Genomic DNA, 16,694 nt, shown 5'->3' with positions numbered 1-16,694 from the left:
CTATAAAAACATATTAAAAATCAATATCTGAATAAAAAAACAGCAAATAATTAACAAAATAATTTGCTTATTGTAAAAACTTTGTTATTTTTACTTAATCGATTAAGTAAAAATAACAACTTCCCTTTGGGTTTAAAACGAGGCGTTCACATGACAACACACAACACACCTTTATATTTGATCAGTGCTTTAGCGCTCGCCGTTAGCCAAGGCGTTAATGCACAACAACAAGAGCAAAATACACAAGCGCAAGCCAACAAAGGACTCGAAACAATTGTTGTTACCGGTGTACCCCGCCGCACAACAATAATGGCGTCAAGTTCTTCTGTGAGCAGTGTGTCGCTTGAGCAAGTTGAGGTGTCTACGCCTCGCTCTACCGCTGAGGCATTTAGAATTATTCCCGGGGTTCGTTCAGAATCAACCGGCGGTGAAGGTAACGCCAACATTGCAGTACGTGGTTTACCGGTTGCCTCTGGTGGTGCTAAATTTTTACAGCTCCAAGAGGATGGCTTGCCTGTTTTACAATATGGCGACATTGCATTTGGTAATGCTGATATTTTTATGCGCTTAGATAATACAGTGCAAACCATTGAATCTATTCGCGGTGGTTCAGCCTCTACCGCAGCCAGTAATGCACCGGGTGGCATAATTAATTTCATTTCAAAAAATGGCGAAAACGAATCGGGCAGCGTATCAACTACACTTGGTCTAGATTACGATACTATTCGAACAGACTTTGAATATGGCACTTATTTAAATGACACTGTACGCTTTCATGTTGGTGGTTTTGTGCGTCAAGGTGAAGGCCCGCGTGAAACAGGTTACACATCAAATAAAGGTGGGCAAATTAAAGCCAACCTGACCAAAGATTTTGAAAATGGATACGTGCGTCTTTATTACAAACATTTAGATGATAAAAGTGTTGGCTACTTACCTATGCCAATGTATGCAAATGGTGACTCAATTCCTGGGTTTGACGCACAATCAGATACCCCGCATTCTGCATTATTTACTAAAACAGTGCGCTTAAACGGCGAAAATCAAATAAGCAACGGCGATATTCGCGATGGTATGAATCCGCAAGTTGACTCAATTGGCTTTGAAGCGGTATTTGATTTAGACAACGACTGGCGTATTGAAAACCGTTTTCGTAAATCATCTATAAGCGGTAATTTTAATTCGTTGATCCCCGCTGAAGTTGGCGATGCATCAGCTATAGCACAAAGTATTGGAGGTGTGGGTGCAACGCTTAGTAATGCGACCACAGGTGCTGCATTTAACGATGATTTAGCCATGCGTATTCATACGTTTGACGTAACCATGAACGACTTTGACTCAATTGTTAACGACTTCAAACTAACTAAATCGCTAAGCGATGATACTAGTGTTACTTTTGGCTATTATACGTCAACCCAAAATATTGCCATGTCGTGGTTATGGAATTCCTACCTAATGGAGCTTAAAGGTGATAACGCTGCGCTACTAAATGTAACAGCCGCTGATGGGACTGAATTCTCTGAAAATGGCTTATACGCTTATGGCACGCCTTTTTGGGGTAACTGTTGCCAACGTGATTACGACACAGAATACGACACTCGTGCACCCTATATTGCATTTTCAACTAAGGTGGGTGACGTAAGTATTGATGCTAGTGCCCGTTATGACAGCGGTGAAGCACGTGGTAACTATGCAGGCGCGGTTACCTCAACCGTTGATATGAATCGCGACGGTGTGATTTCTGTTCCTGAACAAAATGTAGCAGGTATTGACCTTGCAAATGCCAGCCCTGTTAATTACGACTGGGATTATGCATCATATTCAATTGGTGCCAATTACCAAATTGACTCAAGCCTTGCAACGTTTGCTCGATTGAGTAAAGGCGGTCGCGCTAATGCTGACCGACTTTTATTTGGTAAAGTTCGCGCTGATGGCTCAGTAGCCGATGAAGATGCCGTTGATGAAGTAAACCAGTATGAGTTTGGTATTAAAAAGCGCTTTGATTCACTGTCAGTTTTTGCCACGGCATTTTATGCTGAGACTGAAGAGCAAAACTTTGAGGCCACATCACAAACCTTTTTCGACCGCGAATATGAAGCAAAAGGGATTGAGGTTGAATCAACCTACTTTATTGATGCATGGGACTTTCGTGGTAATTTAACGTGGACAGACGCTGAAATTGCAAAAGATGCGCTGACCCCTGAAGTGGTTGGTAATACACCTCGTCGCCAAGCTGATTTAATTTACTCATTAATGGCACGTTACACATATGAAAAAGGCTCTGCAGGCCTTAGCTTTATTGGTACTACCGATGCCTATGCTCAAGATAATAACGATCTTAAATTTGATGGTTACACTCAAGTAAATGGCTTTGTAAGCTACGATTTATCAGAAAACCTTAATATTGCGCTAAACGTAAATAACCTATTCGATACGGTAGGTATTACTGAAGCAGAAGAAGGCTCAATACCTGATAACAATATTATTCGCGCGCGTGCCATTAATGGCCGCACAACGTCAGTGACGTTTAAATACGCGTTTAACTAACCATTTTTAGTGTAACAACTGCTGAAGCTTTATTTGTTCAGCGATTGTTACACTAACTTTAATAATTCTCCCTCGAATTTTGACCTAGCCATGCTAGGTTTTTTAGGATTTACACTATGACCAAATTACTTAGCCTTGGTGAGCTGCTTATTGATATGCTGCCTCAAGACTCTCAAAACAGTGCTTATTTACCCATTGCAGGAGGTGCTCCAGCTAATGTGGCAGTAGGTTACGCAAAACTCGGCGGCAAGGCTGCGTTTTGTGGCGGTATGGGAGATGACTATTTTGCTAAACAATTAACTAATGCGCTTGAGCAATATAACGTAGGTACTGAGTATTTATTTACCATAGAAGGCGCGCAAACGGCTATGGTTATTGTCAGCTTAGATGAAAGCGGCGAACGCAGCTTTAACTTTTATCGTCATCAAACAGCCGATTTACTGTTAACGAGTGAGCATTTAAATCGTATTAATTGGGATGAATTGAGTACCCTACACTTTTGTTCAAACACCCTTACTAATTCGGCAATTGCACAAACCACTGAGTACGCTTTAAAGCTGGCTAAAAACAACCAAAAAATAGTTAGCTTTGATGTAAATTTACGCTACAGTTTATGGCAAAATAGCAATGACATTGAGCAAAACGTGCATGCATGCTACGCCTATTGCGATATTGTTAAGCTCTCACGTGATGAGTTAAACTTTTTAGCAACGCAACGCCAACAATCAGCTGATATCTACTTAAAATCCCTGCTTGATTTAGGCGTCACGCTGGTATTTTTAACCGATGGTCCAGCACCAGCGACTGTTTACCATAGCGCTTTTACACTCAGTGAAGCAGCCCCAACAATTACCGCTGTAGATACCACCAGCGCCGGTGATGCTTTTATTGCTGGCGTACTGTATTACCTAAACCACAGCGATAGTGTAATGCCACTTGCCGATAAGTTAAATGATGAGTCAATAGTAAAACAAGCGCTTCACTTTGGTCTTCGCTGTGGCTCAAAAGCATGTTTAGCTAAAGGCGCTTTTCCTGCGCTACCCACGCAGCAAACACTGTCAAAATAAACTAAGGTACTTACAAAAAAGGCCACTGTTGGCCTTTTTTATTAAGCCTCTAAATTATTGGTTTTTAACCACTCTAGAGCGGTAGTGGCATTTTCAAAGTATTGTATTTCACCCGACATAAACCAACTACCTAACTTAGCTATGGTTGATTGCCACTCTTTATTACCGTAAATCGCTATTTTTTTAAATTCTTTGTTGTGTTTCAAGCCAAGTTTTAAATCGTCCCAAGCAGCACGAAGCTCCCAACCATCTAACTCAGTGCCATCTATCAATACATTAACAATAGGATGCTTAACTTCGCCTAGCGCTGAATCGATCATTGGGGTGATCACTTCATAATCTTTGTGAGTTAAGGTACCAATTGCCTTAAGTGTTAAGAAAAACTCACTGCCTGAGCGCTCAATACCAATCGATAAACCATGCGTTAAATTAACCATAACTCAACCCTTGAATGAAAAGAGCTTTGATTATAGGCAACAGTTAAAAATCATCACATGAAGCAGATCAAAAAACAGCCAGTTAATGCTGATTTATCCTTTGGGCTAATTATGCCTCTCTAATCGATTAACTTGGTTTTCTACATCATTTAAATAGCCGGTCTTTATCCATACTCTTGCGCCATTGTTACCCGCTGTGGCGTTAATTTCACTATTAACAGGCACTCTAAGCCAACTGTGTTTTTCAAGTGTGTCGTTATGCTCTTGTAAAGTGCCATCCAAAACCAACAACTCAGCGCCACCACTTACCGTGAGCGCTAAAGATTGATTGGCATTAAACTGCACAATACTCACTGTTTCATATGCATCTTGATATAACAAAATGGCATTTAGGTCATTAAATTCGGGATTTTTCTGCCCTTGCATATGCTGTGTGTGAATACGAACGTGCTGGCGATCTTCTGGCTGAAACTGCCATAGTTTTACAAATATAATGCAACCATCTTTCGAGCCTGGGGTATGTTTTGATTGCGGAGGATTACGAATATAGGCACCTTCTGGGAAATCACCATGCTCATCTTGAAATACCCCATCGAGCACTAAAAACTCCTCGCCCCCAGTATGAGTATGTGAGCTAAAGTGGCTGTTTGGCGCATAGCGTACAATACTAGTGGCACGAGCAACTTCGTCGCCCACTCTGTCAAGTGGACGTCTATCAACACCTGGCATGGGCGAAGCTATCCATTCAAGTGACTCACTATGCACCACCACACGTTGACTAAAGTCGGCAGCAATTTTCATATTTGACTCCAAATTATTAATTTATAGCAGCAATGCTTGGGCGCTGAGCGACCTTTTTTTGCCATGCAATTAAGTGCGTGAGTTCTGTAGGAATAGCAATTTGTGCAAAGCCTGCAAACACGAGTCCTGCGTATAAGGTAATATCTGCAACACTAAATTGTTCACCTGCCACATAAGTTGAGTTTGCTAATACGCTATTAAAATAAAGCAAGCCTTGCTGTGCTTTTTCAGCTTGCTTTTCACCCCATGAAACATTTTGATAGGTTTCAAGTTCAGGTCCTAATCCATCAGTAGCATGATGAAAATAAGTGGCAATTGCATCAAGTACCATCGACTCAGCACGTTTTTGCATCATATTAATTACTGCGCGTTCTTTTGCCTCAACACCAGTTAATGAAGGGCCTGCAAAAGCGGTATCAATGTATTGTGTAATCGCAGTACACTCGGCAATAAAAGTACCATCATCAAGCTCTAGTACAGGTACACCTGCCAGCGGATTCTTTGCTAAGAAAGCCTCACTGCGGTGCTCCCCATTTAATAAATCAACAGCAACAAACTCTACTTTATCAGTCGCATTTTTTTCAGCAAGTGCAATACGAACCCGTAATGGGTTAGGGAAATTTTCTACGTCATATATTTTCATAATTATCTCTTATATTTTTAACAACAACCTAGGGTCTGTTGACCTTTGCGGATTATAATTTGTTCAAACTAGGGGCGGTTTAATCGCGGCGCGAGATTTGTAACCTAGTGGGCTAAGTAAAAACCGAGCAACAAAGAGTAAATCGCCCTTAGGCAGAACCCTTCGGGCAGCGCCTGTTTGGTATTGATGCTGCGTTATCGCCTATTTATGGGGAACAACCACACCACATAGGCGCTGCCTTGCCTAAATGCCAAACAGACTGCTGCAAATTTAACCTTGAAAGGTCAACAGACCCTAAGTTAATATTGGCAAACACAACCTACCTACTGATAGGTAATTTATAGCAAGCGCTAAATGTTTGCAAACTAAAAATAAAAGAGCTTGAAAATAACTATCTACTGGTTGATAATTTTTTCATTTAACAGCAAGGGAATATCAAAATGAGTAAAAAAGCAGCCCTGCTTCAAGCCGCAGAAAATAAAGTGCGACTGGGTGGATATAGCAACTTTAGCTTTAGAGAACTTGCTAGTGAAATTGGTATAAAAAGTGCCAGTGTACATTATCACTTTCCAACCAAAGCTGATTTAGGGGCTGAACTTGCGCATCAATACACTGATGCCTTTATATCGGTGCTGGGTGATCCGGATGTACATAAAGCAAACGGTAAAAATCCTATCGATATTTACACTCAGTTGTTTAGAAATGCACTCGTGATAGACAAAAAAATGTGTTTATGTGGCTTACTCGGTGCAGAAAGCGACAGCCTCCCCGATAAAGTTCGCGTTGAAGTTCAGCGGTTTTTTAATAAAAACTTAGACTGGTTAACTCAAGCACACGCTACGAATGGGGAAGAAAACCCTGCTCGCGCGGCAATACAAACAGTGAGCTTATTAGAGGGTGCAATGATTATTAGTAAAACCTTAGATGATATTAGCTACTTCGAACAAGCCACTTTTTAAATGCTTATATAAAAAAGCGAGCTTCAATAAAGCTCGCTTTTTACATTAATAACTATGTAGTTTTAAGCTGGATGCACTTTATGTTTTGAATGCACAAAAGCTAATGCAATAAAGCCTATTATCGCCACCACTACACCAATAGGCTTACCTAAGTCACTTGATAAGTTTAACCCAATTGCCGCTGTCATAATGTAAGATAAGGTCACTGCGGTTGCGATCACGGCGGGTATACTAGTGATCCAATGGAATGTACCACGGTCAAATAGGTACTTGGTCGCAAGCCACAACACACTGGTAGAAAGCAGCATATTTGAAAAGGCAAAATAGCGCCAAATAACAGAGAAGTCGAGCTTAGTCATAAAGTAAGCAATGGTTAAAATTGGCAGTGCTAACAACAAACGATTACGTAAACTTTGCGGAATACTAAACGCATCAACCACCGTTAAGCGCAGTGAACGGAACGCCGTATCACCTGAAGTAATAGGGAAAACAGCAACAGCAATAATAGCCATAATACCGCCAAATACACCTAAGTAGCTATTTGCAATATGGTTAACCACTAAGCCTGGCCCGCCTAAATCAAGCATTGATTTTAAACCCGCGTACCCTTCTGGGAAGGCAGCAATACCAGCAAGTGCCCAAACACAACCCACAATACCTTCACACATCATCGCGCCGTAATAAACTGGGCGTACATATTTTTCGTTAGTTAAACAACGGGCAATAATAGGTGCTTGCGTAGAGTGGAAACCACTAATAGCACCACAGGTAATGGTGATAAATAGCAACGGCCAAGTGGGCAGTCCGTCAGGATTTGGTGCTAAAAAGTCGTGAGCATGATCGGCCTCAAAGTATGCTAAAAAGTCGCCAGCCACAGGTAAATGCGGTGCATTAATTAACAGTGATACCGCAATAGCTACTGTCATTACAATCATTAACAAGCCAAAAATAGGGTAAAACTTAGTGATGATTTTATCGATTGGTAATAACGTGGCTAAAAAGTAATAAGCTAAAATAGCCAGAACCCAAAATGTATTGCTAGCAAAAATGGTGCCTTCAAATGCATCTAAGTTACTCAATAACCCCGCAGGGCTCATAATAAATACTACGCCAACAAAAAATAACAACATAGCGGTAAATATAAGCATAAAGCCTTTAAAAACAACGTTGTAATAATGGCCTGCAATTTCAGGTAAACTTTTACCGTCTTCTTTAATGCTCATAACGCCAGAAAAGAAGTCATGTACTGCTCCGCCTAAAACGTTACCCAGTACAATCCAAACCAGCGCTACGGGGCCATATAATGCACCCAAAATAGGACCAAATATGGGGCCTACTCCTGCAATATTCAAAAACTGAATTAGAAATGCACGAACAGGGTGAATAGCAACGTAGTCAACACCTTCGCTAAAGCGCTTTTGCGGAGTGTCTACGGTTGAATCTAAACCCGCTTGTTTTGCAACAAACGGGCTATAAAACTTATAGCCTAATATTAAAATAGTCAGGCAAATAAAAAAGATGATCATAAAGCACGCTTCTCTTTTTGTATGTGTTTATAGGACGCTATTTTGCGCCCCACTTTTTAAATAACAATTGAACGTAGCATATGAAAAAGTAGCCAACAATGAGACGTTTGGCTAATGCGTCCACAAAATCAATTTTATTCGAAAAAATAAAACTAATTAACAGTATTCGTTACTCATAAAAACAAAGGGAAAGCGCTAAAAGTACTTATATTGCGACAAAAATCTATACGCCAATTTGCAACAATAGCTACACCTGAGTGATTAATTAGCCTACGATAAACATTATTACTACTTTAAATTTACTGCCTTTGCCGTACATGGCTTTGCCAAAAAACAAGGATGCCCTCAATGACACCGTTTACTACGCCCGATTTATACGATGAACATCGCGACCATGTGCAAGTTGCTGACAGTGGCTTGCAACACTTTGGTAATAAAACTCACTTTTATGGTCAAGTAGTGACCGTCACCTGCCCTGACGACAACTCGTTTGCTGGTAACATACTGCATGAAAACGGTGAGGGAAAAGTATTGATTGTTGATGGTTTTGCCAGTAAACGTTTTGCCTTTATTGGCGATATGATTGCAGAGCGCGCACTAAAAAATGACTGGCAGGGCATAATTATTAATGGTTGCTGTCGCGATATTGAAATTCTTGCCACACTTGATTTACCTGTGATGGCGCTAGGCGCAACTCCACGCTGCACCACTAAGCGCGGTTTAGGTGCTAAAGATCACCCGGTTAATATGTTAAACACCACAATTAATACTGGTGATTGGGTATATGCTGATGTAAACGGTTTAATAATTAGCGCTAAAGCGTTATTTTAATTCCTCGTAATAGTCGTTAACAAAAAAAGCAGCTCGAAAGCTGCTTTTTTAATTTACATGGTTTTTTTAAACCCAAATTCTCAGGTTAAAATTAAAGTACTAACCATACATCGGTTGAGCCAGGTTCGTTCCCTTGAGTCCACCATTTAGCTTGGTACTTATTACCTTGATAAGAAACTTCATCACCACTGTTATAAATAGCCGTTGGCTGCCAAACTGCGACACCCGTACCATCTGTAGGTTGTGTTGTTGCTTCCCATACACCACCTAAATCAGGACGCTCGCCTTGAGTCCACCACTTTGCTTTATATTCAACGCCGTTATAAGTAACAACATCACCACCAACGTATGCAACACTCGCATCCCAGCTTCCTGTAGGTGGATTTGTAGTATCAACGTTTGTAACTGTTACGCTAAAGCTTTGCGTTGTGGTTAATGCACCATCACTAACTGCAACAGACACGGTAAAATCTGTATCGGTATCTACAGCGCCTGCCTCAAGACTTATATTTGAACCGCTACCCACTAACGTTAAACCAGCAGGTACTGTCCACGAATACGTAAGGGTGTCGTTTTGAGCATCATCAGCCACTACAGCTACACTTGCTGATGCACCCTCTTCAATGCTGATATTAGCGATAGCATCAACGCTCGGTGCTGTGTTTTCACCCCCTGATGTTGGCGCAATAACATTAACAACAACATCACGATTAACGGTTGCTTTACCATCTGATACCGCAACGGTTGCCATATACTGCGTATCTGCAGTCACTGTTGGCGCTGTAATGACTAATGATGCGCTATTTTGTCCAGCAGCTACCACCAGTGCGCTATCAGCATTCCAGCTAAAGCTAAGTAGATCGTTATCTGCATCAGTTGCAGAAGCTGTTACTGTAATACTCTCGCCTGAATTAACAGATACAGATGCAGATACTGAAACAACTGGCTTTTTATTTGTTGGCGGAGCAACTACTCCTCCTAAACCATCATGCATAGCATTAAGAATATCACCATTATCCGCATCTATTTCCCATGCAAATAAACCACCTAAATTATACTGATTAACATACGCTCCCTTAGCCAATACTGACTTACGGCTATCATAAGTAATTAGTTTACCGGTTGAACGATTCCATACATAAGCGGCTTGTGCTTGCTCATCATAACCCACTTCAAAACCATTAATACCTGTGCCCGCAGCACCAATCATATTGGCTTTAACGCCCTTGTAATCAATAACCCCATCTTCCCATACGCCTTGTGCCGTAGAGCCTTTTAACGGGCCATTACCAGGGGCGGTCATTGGGTTACCATCAATCGCTGCATTTTGCGGGTAAACACCTTCCCAACCACGGCCATACATGGCTGCGCCCACGACGATTTTTTTCGATGGTACATTTTGCGCAAGTAACAGCTGCACTGCATTATCGGTGGTATAAGCAGGGCCTTTACGAGGTTCACCATTATCATCAAGCCCGGTACCGTTACATTGGCCAACACTCATGTGTTCACCACAGTAAAGTGCTGTTTGGTGACCGGTTACGTTACTCCATGCGCCATAAAAGTCATAGGTCATGGCAAAAATATAATCCATGTATTGGCTTGCGGCTTGGTAGTCTACATCTTCAATTTTATCGTAACCTGCACCAATGGCTGAGGTTAACTCATAAGTACGACCCGTTTCTGCTTCAAGTTTATCAAGCATAGCGCGTAGCTCTTGCATTAAAGCAACATAGGCTGGGCCATCGTTGATTGGATCGCCGATATCAGGGTTGGGGCCGTCACCACCTGGGAATTCCCAGTCAATATCTACACCATCGTAGAATTTCCATGTTCTTAAAAACTCTTCCATTGAGGCAACAAAGGTGTCGCGGTTAGCTTTATTGGTAAAGCCACCGAATGGGTCTGATAACGTCCAACCACCTACAGATGGTAAAATTTTAATATCTGGGTAACGCTGTTTAAGCGCCATTAGCTGAGAGTAAGTACCACGGATAGGGTCTTTTGCATCAACCCCTGGCAGTGCTTTTTGTACAGCTGCCCATGGGTCGTGAATAACCACTTCGTAATCTGCAGAGCCGGCACAAGCGGTTTCAAGTGCACGTTTAGGACCACCCGATAACGATGCGTTCTCACCACAAATTGGAATAAAGCCATACAAAATATGACTCAGATTTTGTGCTGGCATATTCGTTACATCATAATCACGGCCATAAATTCCCCACTCAACAAAGTAAGCGCCTGTAACTAAACCTTGTTTGATACCAATGTCACGGTTATTTGGATCTACATCCATCGGCAATGGCGCTAAGTGGCCACCGTCAGTATCAGCAATTACAATAGGTTTGCCTGCACTACGCGCACAGGTCGTGCCACCTTCACATAGCTCAACATACATTGTATGGCGGCCCGCTTTATCATAAGGGAATGAAATAGTGCCACTTTTAGAACCAGCAGCAAGCGTGCCTTCATTCACTAGCATGTCATCAAAATATACTTTGTAGCTATCGCCACCATCACCACTCCATGCACTCCACTGAATGTTGATATTAACTTGTTCAACACGGGTAACTAGCTGCTTATAAGAGCCGTTTCCCTCAAGATCTACCTCAACAAACGAATATTGCTGTGGTTCCCAATTAATGCTTGGTGTAGACGGTGCAGCAGATGCTGTACTTGCAAATAAAGCAACACCGATGGCTGCGCTTAGTTGTTTGATATTCATAGGTCTCTCTTATCCATTATTTATGTAATTATTTAATAAGTTTGAACTGCAAAACTTAGGCTTTATTAAAGTTTGGTCCATACATTGGCTTGCCCTGGCGTATCGCCCTGAGTCCACCATTTAGCGCGATAGCGCTGTCCTTGATGCGTTACTTCTGCGCCTGCTTGGTAAGCTTTGCTGGTATTCCAAGTAGCTGCTGTGTTAGCTTTCGAGTCTGATTCCCATGCCGCTGAGGTATCTGGTTGTTGGCCTTTGTTCCACCATTTAGCGGTGTAAATAACGTTAGCAAAACGGGCTTTATCGCTGGCTTGATAGGTCTGAGTGCTTTCCCATTCAGGTACTGTTGGGTCAACCGGATCGACCACAGATACATCGTTAACCGTGACACTAAAACTGGTTTGGGTACTTAATTGACCATCCGATACAGATACTGCAATGGTGTAATCGGTGTTTGCTGACACCTCTGCAGTGGTTAAGTTGATATTGGCACCAGAGCCTGTAAAGCTTAGAGATGTAGGTACTGTCCAGCTGTAAGTTAGCTCACTTTGCTCATCATCAAAGGCATGCAGATGAATTGCTGTTGTGGTGTTTTCATCAACTACTAAGTTATCTGGGGTATGTACAATGGGGGCGGTGTTTGTTGGCGCACCTTGCACACTCAAGGCATAGGTATAATTTGCATCACTGCTGTACACTTGGTTTATGAGTACGTCGGTTGCATCAAACGTAATGTCGCCCGCTTGGTTTTGCACCCCAATTTGCACTAAATGCGCGTAATCAAGGTTAAGCTGTTCAGCCAATGCTTGTTGCCAATTTGCTTGATTGTCGGCATTGATTTTAAGCTGTTGGTTGATTACCTCTTGGCCTGTTTCGTCAAATAACCGCGCCCATACGGTGTCCCCTGCAATGACGTTTTGCCCTTGGCGAACAAAATAACCGACGCTAGTCCACGAATTTGGATCTGTCGGGCCTGCGTCATTTACTATGTTGATGTCGCTACAGTTATAAAAACCTTCACCGACCACATCATTACGTTGCCAACGACTATATAAAATGGCTTCGCCACTGCGGTCTTGCGGAATTGCAACATTCATTTCGTAGTAGCGTTTACCATCGGGGTCTTTAACGACCTCAATGTTGTCGTGCTCTTGCACTAGCTGCAGGTCTTGCCAAGTTAGTACGTCAGTTGCGCTATTGAAGCTTGGCTTGGTAATGTAAAACTGCCAAAAGCTTGGGTTGTGCGGGGTTGATGCAAGGTAACGTATTTGAATATCATCATTGGCATTGGGTACTACATCACTGCGCTGCCAATGTGGTGATGGTAAATCCATACCCCGTTTGGCTGTATCGCCACCAGCACATAAAGTGCCGTTTGGTACACTGGCCTCAACTGCGGTTTGATTTAAATAGTCAGGAGTATTAACCGAAAATTCAATCGCTTGTACAAACTGCACCGTGCCCGATTCTAAATATGCGGCTCGACACGCAAGGTTAGGAATATTTGTGCCGTCTTCAGGCCACCAGTATCCGCCATCAACTTGACAAATTGCTTGGCGCGCTTTAGGGCTATCCATATAACCATGTGCTTGCACTTGCGGTGCTAGTGTACTGAGTAGTAAACCACTAGTAATTGCAGATAGCGTAATCGTGTTAAATTTAATTGATGCCATTATTTTATCCTTTATTAGACTCAATACATGGGGCAAGCTCAGGCCTACCCCTCATTGTTTTGTAAATTACAGGCTACAACTTAAGGTCCAATCTGATGCTGCACCCGGCTCAGAGGTTGTCCACCACTTGGCTTTATAAACTGCGTTGTTATGCACCATTAGATCGCCACCAGCAGCATGACTTGGGTTGCCCGCCCAATCTGTTTGAGGGAAGTTTGGATAAACAGGAATCGTGGCTATATCAACTCCTTCACACGTACCTACAGGGTCACCGCCACCGTTATCTGGATTGCCCGTGCCATCACCCGGTGTTGCATCTGGTAGCATTGGGTATTCAGCTTTGAATGCATAAGTTTTTCCATCTTTTTCAATGGTAAAGTTGCTAGGCCCAGTGATTGGCATGTAGTACATCACTTGTGCATTCACAGTTGCACCAGCGCTAAAGTCTTTTGGTTGACCGCCCCATTCATTGTTCAGTGTGATTGAGAAACGGTGGAACTCGTTCTCAAAACCGCCAATATTATTACCCGCTGCGTTCGAGCCATTTACTTCTACTGCCATGCCCAGTTTTTCTTGTGCATTCCAGTTAGATTTAAAAATAGCGGAAGTTGATACCGGCACATCAAATGTGATTTTTGCACCACTAAAATCAAGACTTGAGTTATTAGTAAATGCAAACGTTGGGCTGATTGGGTAATTATCATCGCCAATTGGGAAGTCTTTTGCTGTAAATGTGATATCTATTGCTTCAGCAGGCACTGTAAAGTTTGGATTTCCGCCATGTACGTCGTAGGCAACACCGCTTTGATTAAACTTATCGTATGCAAGTGAAGTAAGCGTTGATCCCATGAAGTACTCGCCTTTAGCTGAATCGTAGTCAAAGTCACCTGCCAGCTCCCAGAACATAATACCGCCAAGGCCATTGTTGATAACGTAATCAACTTTTGTTGCCATTGACTCTTCATCTTCCATTGAAAGGAATACTTTTTTATCTGCGTTCCATAACCAAGGGGCTACAGCAACGCTGTCATAGTGACGAGTGTAAGTACCTGTTAAGCGGTCATCGGCGTCGGTATCAGGTGTTAAGCCATACACGCCTAAATACGAACCAACAATACCGTTTTCAAGGTTTTTAACATGCCATAAAGGGTTTGAACCTGCTGGCATTTCTTGGCCTGCATCGTTCTTATCATGCCAAAGGTTATCGATACCTAGTGCACCATTACCGCATTTGTTTTTCTCACCTACGCCAGTACCTTTAGCGCAATCAGCTTGGTTTGGTAGTGCCGCTTGGCCCCATAAACCGTTTGTTCCACCTGATACATCTTTAAAGCCACGGGTGTAATAAGGCAAACCAATATTAATACGACCTGCTGACATCGCACCACGGAAGTAACGCACGGCCCAATCAGTATTTAAATACCCAATGCCTTCAAACTCTTTGGTACCATATACATTCCACTGCGTAAGCTCTGAATCAAGACCCGTGTCAAACAACGCAGCGTTGTGACCTACGTGCGAGTTCCATGCGCCATGTAAGTCATAAGACATGATATTTACATAATCGAGGTATTGAACCGCTTGGAAGGTTTCCATTCCACGAAGTAAATAACCCGACGAAGGCGATGCAATAGTGAGTAAATAATGCTTCCCAGCGGCTTCACCTGCACGGTCTAGCTCTTCTCGTACCTTTTTCATTAACACTTGATATGAAGCATTCAACCCTGCACGGCGTGCGTTAGAGATAGGAAAGTCATCTGGATGACCTGAATCATTCATTGATGATGGGTATTCATAATCAATATCAACACCATCAAAACCATACTTTTCAATAAATTCAACAGCACTTTGTGCGAATGCATTAATGCCAGCATGATTGATTGAACCATCAGCATTAGTGGTCATAGTATAAAAACCACCGCTTTCAACACGGCCCGCCTCATCAAAATAACCGCCAGTTTCAGCCCAACCGCCTACTGATATTAATGTTTTTACATCTGGATGTTGTTTTTTGTATTTGTTTAACAGATTAAAATGGCCTTTGTAGTTAAACTCTGGGTCCATTTCAGCGCCAACTACGCCCGGCCATTCCATATTAGTAGCAGGATTATTTACTGATGCTGGGTCGCCAATTGATACTTTATTGTTGGCATCAACATGGGCAAAGGCATAGTTGATATGGGTAATTTTATCCCACGGAATATCGTTTACTAAATAGCTGGGTTGACCATTAGCGCCATTACGCCAGCTAGTAAAGTATCCAATTACACGGCGTGGATGATCTGGGCCCATGATCTCGCGACCATTTGCGTCATAAATCGTACAGTAAGGCGTGTTTACACCGGGAGTTTGATATAAACCTTGGGGACGACAGTCAGTGCCCGTAACTGGGCCGGTATTTTCATCAACAACCGTTAATACTTTTGTTACTTGCGCTGTTGCACCGTCGTTATCTGTCACCGTTAGGGTGAAAGTTGTCTGGCCGAGTGCCGTTGCTTGCCATGCAAAACTGCTCGCTGATGAGCTTGATTGGTGAATATCTACCCCATTTTCAGCAAATCTTAGCGCTGTTACTTGACCATCACTGTCAGTACCTGAAAGTGTAAACTCCACTTGTGACCCAACATTAAGTTGCTCAGGTAGTGTGCTAAATGAAATAGATGCCACAGGTGCTTGGTTTACAGGATCAACAATCACTGAATCACTTACACTTATCGTATTAACAACTTCAGCAGACATCGCTCCTTCATCGTCTGTTGCTAGAGCGCTAATTTGATGTTCGCCCGCAATTGCTTGCCAGTTAACACTAAACGGCGCAGTGTTATCAACCGCAATGGAAGTACCGTCGATAAAAAACTCCACACCTGCAACCGAGCCATCTGAATCTGTTGCTTGCGCCAAAATGACAACGTTGTCTTTATCGTTAAATAAAGAACCATTCCCAGGTGTTATCTCAGTAATTATAGGCGATTGATTATCATTGACAGCGCTGTCACACGCACCCAAAAGTAACCATTCTTTATATTGACCGGCATTCTCCAAAGGGTTTGCTTGTGTCCACCACTTGGCTTCATACGCATTATTTTGTGCCTTTACTTGGCTTCCTGCTGTATGAGTTTGCCCTAACTCCCATGTCGTCAATGTACTGCAGTCTATTGATGCATATACATTTAAACTAAATGCACTTAGTGATAAGACACTCAATTTAAGGGCATTATTTATTATTTTCCGTGAGCTCATTAGCTCCTCCGCTTAGTGTGTTAAGAAATGCTATTGTCAGTTTCCATTTATGAAACTAGCATGAACAAAGTAAATATCAAGTAAATAAAGTGCAATAAATAAACAAAATAGATATAAATTGATTAATTAATAATATGAGACTAGTTATTTATAACTACTATAAAAACGATTGAAATACCAAGTTCAATTAATAGCATTTATCAATTGGGTATAAAAAAGCCCAGTGAAACTGGGCTTGGTTTACATTAGGA

The 16,694-nt window shown here is 42.2% G+C and carries 11 protein-coding genes; 4 read left to right on the top strand and 7 right to left on the bottom strand.

Annotated elements, in window-relative coordinates; translation table 11 throughout:
• Nucleotides 1-150: 150 nt before the first annotated feature.
• Both AB8618_RS18730 and AB8618_RS18725 read left to right on the top strand, forming a co-directional pair.
• Nucleotides 151-2,544, top strand: coding sequence for a TonB-dependent receptor (locus tag AB8618_RS18730; RefSeq protein WP_413402980.1), 2,394 nt, complete (start codon nucleotides 151-153; stop codon nucleotides 2,542-2,544).
• Between the two features lie 116 nt (nucleotides 2,545-2,660).
• Nucleotides 2,661-3,611, top strand: a complete 951-nt coding sequence (locus tag AB8618_RS18725) for a carbohydrate kinase family protein (protein ID WP_409425705.1) — start codon at nucleotides 2,661-2,663, stop codon at nucleotides 3,609-3,611.
• Between the two features lie 41 nt (nucleotides 3,612-3,652).
• Here the strand turns inward: AB8618_RS18725 and AB8618_RS18720 are convergent, their stop codons facing one another.
• The 3 genes from AB8618_RS18720 to AB8618_RS18710 all read right to left on the bottom strand — a co-directional run bounded on the left by AB8618_RS18720 (nucleotide 3,653) and on the right by AB8618_RS18710 (nucleotide 5,492).
• Nucleotides 3,653-4,048 carry an STAS/SEC14 domain-containing protein gene (locus AB8618_RS18720; protein ID WP_409425704.1) on the bottom strand — a complete coding sequence of 132 codons (396 nt, stop codon included), beginning with the start codon at nucleotides 4,046-4,048 and terminating at the stop codon, nucleotides 3,653-3,655.
• A 105-nt stretch (nucleotides 4,049-4,153) separates the two neighbouring features.
• On the bottom strand, nucleotides 4,154-4,849 hold the full coding sequence (locus AB8618_RS18715; protein WP_409425703.1) for a cupin domain-containing protein: 696 nt from the start codon (nucleotides 4,847-4,849) through the stop codon (nucleotides 4,154-4,156).
• 16 nt (nucleotides 4,850-4,865) lie between these two features.
• Entirely contained in the window at nucleotides 4,866-5,492 is a 627-nt protein-coding gene (locus tag AB8618_RS18710) for a glutathione S-transferase family protein (RefSeq protein ID WP_413402977.1), read from the bottom strand.
• 440 nt (nucleotides 5,493-5,932) lie between these two features.
• Between AB8618_RS18710 and AB8618_RS18705 the strand changes: the two genes are divergently transcribed.
• Entirely contained in the window at nucleotides 5,933-6,451 is a 519-nt protein-coding gene (locus AB8618_RS18705) for a TetR/AcrR family transcriptional regulator (protein ID WP_409425701.1), read from the top strand.
• Nucleotides 6,452-6,513: 62 nt separating this feature from the next.
• Here the strand turns inward: AB8618_RS18705 and AB8618_RS18700 are convergent, their stop codons facing one another.
• Complete coding sequence (locus AB8618_RS18700; protein ID WP_413402975.1) at nucleotides 6,514-7,977, bottom strand: carbon starvation protein A; 1,464 nt, start codon at nucleotides 7,975-7,977, stop codon at nucleotides 6,514-6,516.
• Nucleotides 7,978-8,325: 348 nt separating this feature from the next.
• Between AB8618_RS18700 and AB8618_RS18695 the strand changes: the two genes are divergently transcribed.
• On the top strand, nucleotides 8,326-8,808 hold the full coding sequence (locus AB8618_RS18695; RefSeq protein WP_409425699.1) for a putative 4-hydroxy-4-methyl-2-oxoglutarate aldolase: 483 nt from the start codon (nucleotides 8,326-8,328) through the stop codon (nucleotides 8,806-8,808).
• Nucleotides 8,809-8,899: 91 nt separating this feature from the next.
• On the opposite strand, the gene AB8618_RS18690 is transcribed toward AB8618_RS18695, so the two are convergent.
• The 3 genes from AB8618_RS18690 to AB8618_RS18680 all read right to left on the bottom strand — a co-directional run bounded on the left by AB8618_RS18690 (nucleotide 8,900) and on the right by AB8618_RS18680 (nucleotide 16,443).
• Nucleotides 8,900-11,533 (bottom strand): glycosyl hydrolase family 18 protein, encoded by a 2,634-nt coding sequence (locus AB8618_RS18690; RefSeq protein ID WP_409425698.1) that lies wholly within the window; start codon nucleotides 11,531-11,533, stop codon nucleotides 8,900-8,902.
• Nucleotides 11,534-11,598: 65 nt separating this feature from the next.
• Nucleotides 11,599-13,203, bottom strand: coding sequence for a lytic polysaccharide monooxygenase (locus AB8618_RS18685; protein WP_409425697.1), 1,605 nt, complete (start codon nucleotides 13,201-13,203; stop codon nucleotides 11,599-11,601).
• A gap of 66 nt (nucleotides 13,204-13,269) precedes the next feature.
• Nucleotides 13,270-16,443, bottom strand: a complete 3,174-nt coding sequence (locus AB8618_RS18680; protein WP_409425696.1) for a glycosyl hydrolase family 18 protein — start codon at nucleotides 16,441-16,443, stop codon at nucleotides 13,270-13,272.
• Nucleotides 16,444-16,694: the final 251 nt, after the last annotated feature.

Origin of the sequence: Pseudoalteromonas sp. RW-H-Ap-1 (assembly GCF_048318575.1) — a bacterium.
GTDB lineage: Bacteria > Pseudomonadota > Gammaproteobacteria > Enterobacterales > Alteromonadaceae > Pseudoalteromonas.
This window is presented reverse-complemented; position numbering and strand designations above follow the sequence as displayed.